This window comes from Filifactor sp. (assembly GCF_057248345.1).
In genome coordinates, this window is the sequence record NZ_DBHIIC010000075.1 from 1 (window position 1) to 3,277 (window position 3,277).

9 protein-coding genes are annotated in these 3,277 nt (G+C 36.3%); all 9 read right to left on the bottom strand.

The window, feature by feature from the left end; all coding sequences use genetic code 11:
* Positions 1-59 precede the first annotated feature (59 nt).
* Positions 60-602 carry a 50S ribosomal protein L6 gene (gene rplF, locus ACO5GE_RS07880; protein ID WP_484830363.1) on the bottom strand — a complete coding sequence of 181 codons (543 nt, stop codon included), beginning with the start codon at positions 600-602 and terminating at the stop codon, positions 60-62.
* Between the two features lie 25 nt (positions 603-627).
* Positions 628-1,026 carry a 30S ribosomal protein S8 gene (rpsH, locus tag ACO5GE_RS07885; protein ID WP_484830364.1) on the bottom strand — a complete coding sequence of 133 codons (399 nt, stop codon included), beginning with the start codon at positions 1,024-1,026 and terminating at the stop codon, positions 628-630.
* A gap of 30 nt (positions 1,027-1,056) precedes the next feature.
* On the bottom strand, positions 1,057-1,242 hold the full coding sequence (locus ACO5GE_RS07890; protein ID WP_484830365.1) for a type Z 30S ribosomal protein S14: 186 nt from the start codon (positions 1,240-1,242) through the stop codon (positions 1,057-1,059).
* A gap of 15 nt (positions 1,243-1,257) precedes the next feature.
* Positions 1,258-1,800 (bottom strand): 50S ribosomal protein L5, encoded by a 543-nt coding sequence (gene rplE / locus ACO5GE_RS07895; protein ID WP_484830366.1) that lies wholly within the window; start codon positions 1,798-1,800, stop codon positions 1,258-1,260.
* A 25-nt stretch (positions 1,801-1,825) separates the two neighbouring features.
* Positions 1,826-2,128: a 50S ribosomal protein L24 gene (rplX, locus tag ACO5GE_RS07900; RefSeq protein ID WP_484830367.1), complete on the bottom strand. Its 303-nt coding sequence runs from the start codon at positions 2,126-2,128 to the stop codon at positions 1,826-1,828.
* Between the two features lie 41 nt (positions 2,129-2,169).
* A complete protein-coding gene (gene rplN / locus ACO5GE_RS07905; RefSeq protein WP_014262830.1) occupies positions 2,170-2,538 on the bottom strand; it encodes a 50S ribosomal protein L14 in 369 nt (122 codons plus the stop codon).
* 33 nt (positions 2,539-2,571) lie between these two features.
* On the bottom strand, positions 2,572-2,829 hold the full coding sequence (rpsQ, locus tag ACO5GE_RS07910; RefSeq protein WP_014262831.1) for a 30S ribosomal protein S17: 258 nt from the start codon (positions 2,827-2,829) through the stop codon (positions 2,572-2,574).
* Positions 2,830-2,856: 27 nt separating this feature from the next.
* Positions 2,857-3,048, bottom strand: coding sequence for a 50S ribosomal protein L29 (rpmC, locus tag ACO5GE_RS07915; protein ID WP_484830369.1), 192 nt, complete (start codon positions 3,046-3,048; stop codon positions 2,857-2,859).
* Position 3,049: 1 nt separating this feature from the next.
* Positions 3,050-3,277: 50S ribosomal protein L16 (rplP, locus tag ACO5GE_RS07920; protein WP_484830368.1), on the bottom strand; the 228-nt coding region annotated here is incomplete at its 5' end.

Consider the following 3,277-nt stretch of genomic DNA (forward strand, 5'->3'; position numbering starts at 1 on the left):
AATATTTTTGTCAATTTTACGAAACACTCGATTCACTCCTTTCTTTATTTTATGCCGCCTTATTTCTTACCTGTTTTACCTTCTTTACGACGAACATGTTCTCCGGCATAACGAATTCCTTTTCCTTTATATGGTTCAGGCTCTCTCCATGCTCTAATTTTTGCAGCGTAGTTTCCTACTAGTTGCTTGTTAATTCCTCTTACAACGATTTCCAATTGTGTAGGAACTTCTGTCTCAACGCCTTCCGGATCTTCCATCTCAACCGGGTGAGAAAAACCTAAGTTTAATACTAATTTCTTTCCTTGTTTTGCTGCTCTATAACCAACACCAACGATTTCCATTTTCTTTTCATAACCGTCTGTTACTCCAATAATCATATTGTTGATTAGTGTTCTACTAAGTCCATGTAAGGATTTATGTTTTTTATTTTCAGTTGGTCTTGATACTGTTAATATTCCTTCGTTGATTTCAATTTTCATACTTGGATCGATTGCTTGTGTCAATTGACCTTTTGGTCCTTTAACTGTCACAACATTTTTTTCGTCGATTTTGACTTCAACGCCTGCCGGTACTGTTACCGGTTTTAATCCGATTCTTGACATTTTGGCACCTCCTCACATTACATTATTACCAAACGTAGCAGAGTACCTCTCCACCTACGCCTAATTCTCTTGCCTGTTTATCTGTCAATATTCCTTTTGATGTTGAAATGATAGAAATTCCAAGTCCGTTCAATACTTTTGGAAGTGTATTCTTATCTGCATAAACTCTAAGTCCAGGTTTAGAGATTCTTTTTAATCCTAAGATTACTTTTTGTCCATCTTTTCCATATTTCAATGCAACGCGGATGAGCCCTTGTTTTCCATCTTCGATTACATCATATCCTTTAATATATCCTTCTTCTAAAAGAATTCTAGCAATTTCTCTCTTAATATTTGAAGCGGGAACATCCACTGTTTCGTGTTTTGCGATGATTCCGTTTCTGATACGTGTCAGCATATCTGCTATTGGATCTGTCATTACCATATTCGTTTGCCTCCTTTCATTCTTAAGGATTTACCAGCTCGCTTTTCTCACTCCCGGTATTTGTCCTTTGTACGCTAATTCTCTAAAGCATATACGGCAAATTCCAAATTTGCGCAATACACTATGAGGTCTACCACAAAGACTGCATCTTGAGTATTCTCTTGTTGCGTATTTTTGTGGTCTTTGTTGTTTTATTTTCATTGATTTCTTTGCCATATTTTCCTCCTATAACTACTTCATAAAAGGCATTCCGTATAATCTTAATAACTCTCTTGCTTCTTCATCTGTTTTAGCTGTAGTTACAAAGATAATATCCATACCTCTTACAGTATCTACTTTATCATAATCAATTTCAGGGAAAATAAGTTGTTCTTTAATACCGATGGCATAGTTTCCTCTTCCATCGAAAGAATCTTTTGAAACTCCTCTAAAGTCACGAACACGTGGCAATGTGATATTTACTAATTTATCAACAAAATGCAACATTTTGTCTCCACGAAGAGTAACTTTTGCTCCGATTGGCATTCCTTCTCTGATTTTGAAGTTCGCAACTGATTTTTTTGCTCTTGTTGGAACTGCTTTTTGTCCGGTAATCAATTCCATCTCTGCAATTGCACTATCCAAAACTTTAGAGTTATCTCTTGCTTCCCCAACTCCCATGTTGATAACGACTTTTTCTATTTTAGGGATTTCCATTGGATTTTTGTATCCGAATTTTTCTATCATTCCCTTTGTAATTTCATTCTTGTATAATTCTACTAGTCTTGAAGCCATCTATATGCCTCCTTTCCTCTATTATCTATATTTCTTCTCCGGTTTTTTTGGAAACTCTTACCTTTGATCCGTCTTCCAAAAATTTGTAACCTACTCGAACTCCTTTGCCGGCTTTTGCATCATACAACATTACATTTGAATGGTGAATTGCAGCTTCTTGTTCTATAATTCCGCCTTGAGGATTTTTTTGACTTGGTTTTGTGTGTTTTTGGACTTTATTTACGCCTTCTACCACGATTCTATCACCTTTTACAGCAATAATCTTTCCTTTTTTCCCGCTGTCTTTCCCACTGATTACTACTACGGTATCTCCAGTTTTTATACGCATTTATTGTACACCTCCCTAATAGGATTTCTTTCACGCTTAATTTATAATACTTCCGGTGCTAAGGAGATAATTTTCATATATTGTTTATCTCTCAACTCTCTCGCTACAGGTCCAAAGATACGTGTTCCTGCCGGAGTTTTATCATCTTTTATAATTACTGCTGCGTTTTCATCAAATTTTAGGTAAGAACCGTCTTTTCTTCTGATTCCTTGTCTTGAACGAACGATTACAGCTTTTACAACTTTACCTTTCTTAACAACTCCGCCTGGTGTTGACGATTTTACAGTAGCAACGATAACATCACCGATGTTTCCTGTTTTTCTTGTTGAACCACCAAGTACTCTGATGCAAAGTAATTCTTTTGCTCCTGAGTTGTCAGCAACTTTTAAACGACTCTCTTGTTGTATCACCTTGTGTCCTCCTTCCTGCTAAACCGCATTTTCTTATTCTGCGGATTTTTCGATAATATTAACGACTCTCCATCTCTTATCTTTAGACAGTGGACGAGTTTCCATTATTTTTACACGATCTCCAACTTTACATTCGTTGTTTTCATCATGAGCTTTAAATTTCACTGTTCTCTTTACTGCTTTTCCATAAAGAGGATGACGTACAAACTCTACGATAGATACGACAACGGTTTTATCCATTTTATCAGATGTTACATATCCGATTCTTGTTTTTCTCATTGCTCTTTCCATGCTTTATCCTCCTTTCATCCACTGATATTAAGCACGTTCCTTTTCGTTTAGAATAGTTTTACAACGTGCGATATCTCTCCTCACGTGTCTTAGACGAACTGGGTTTTCCAATTGTCCAGTTGCTAATTGGAATCTAAGGTTGAATAATTCTTCTTTCAATTCTAATATTTTTGACGCTAATTCTTCTACCGTCATTTCTCTTAAAGCATCAGCCTTCATTCTATTCACCAACCTTCGTTTCATTCTGTGCAGTATCTTCTTTTTTCATAAATTTACATTTAATTGGTAATTTATGCATTGCAAGACGCATCGCTTCTCTTGCCTTTTCTTCAGAAACTCCACCTAATTCAAAAATAATTCTTCCCGGCTTTACAACCGCTACCCAATATTCCGGCGATCCTTTTCCTGCCCCCATACGAGTTTCAGCAGGTTTTTGTGTTACAGGTTT

Excerpts from the sequence above, each read along its gene's own strand:
- rplF (WP_484830363.1), bottom strand. The coding sequence starts at position 602 with ATGTCAAGAATCGGATTAAAACCGGTAACAGTACCGGCAGGCGTTGAA.
- rpsH (WP_484830364.1), bottom strand. The coding sequence starts at position 1,026 with ATGGTAATGACAGATCCAATAGCAGATATGCTGACACGTATCAGAAAC.
- ACO5GE_RS07890 (WP_484830365.1), bottom strand. The coding sequence starts at position 1,242 with ATGGCAAAGAAATCAATGAAAATAAAACAACAAAGACCACAAAAATAC.
- rplE (WP_484830366.1), bottom strand. The coding sequence starts at position 1,800 with ATGGCTTCAAGACTAGTAGAATTATACAAGAATGAAATTACAAAGGGA.
- rplX (WP_484830367.1), bottom strand. The coding sequence starts at position 2,128 with ATGCGTATAAAAACTGGAGATACCGTAGTAGTAATCAGTGGGAAAGAC.
- rpsQ (WP_014262831.1), bottom strand. The coding sequence starts at position 2,829 with ATGGAAAGAGCAATGAGAAAAACAAGAATCGGATATGTAACATCTGAT.
- rpmC (WP_484830369.1), bottom strand. The coding sequence starts at position 3,048 with ATGAAGGCTGATGCTTTAAGAGAAATGACGGTAGAAGAATTAGCGTCA.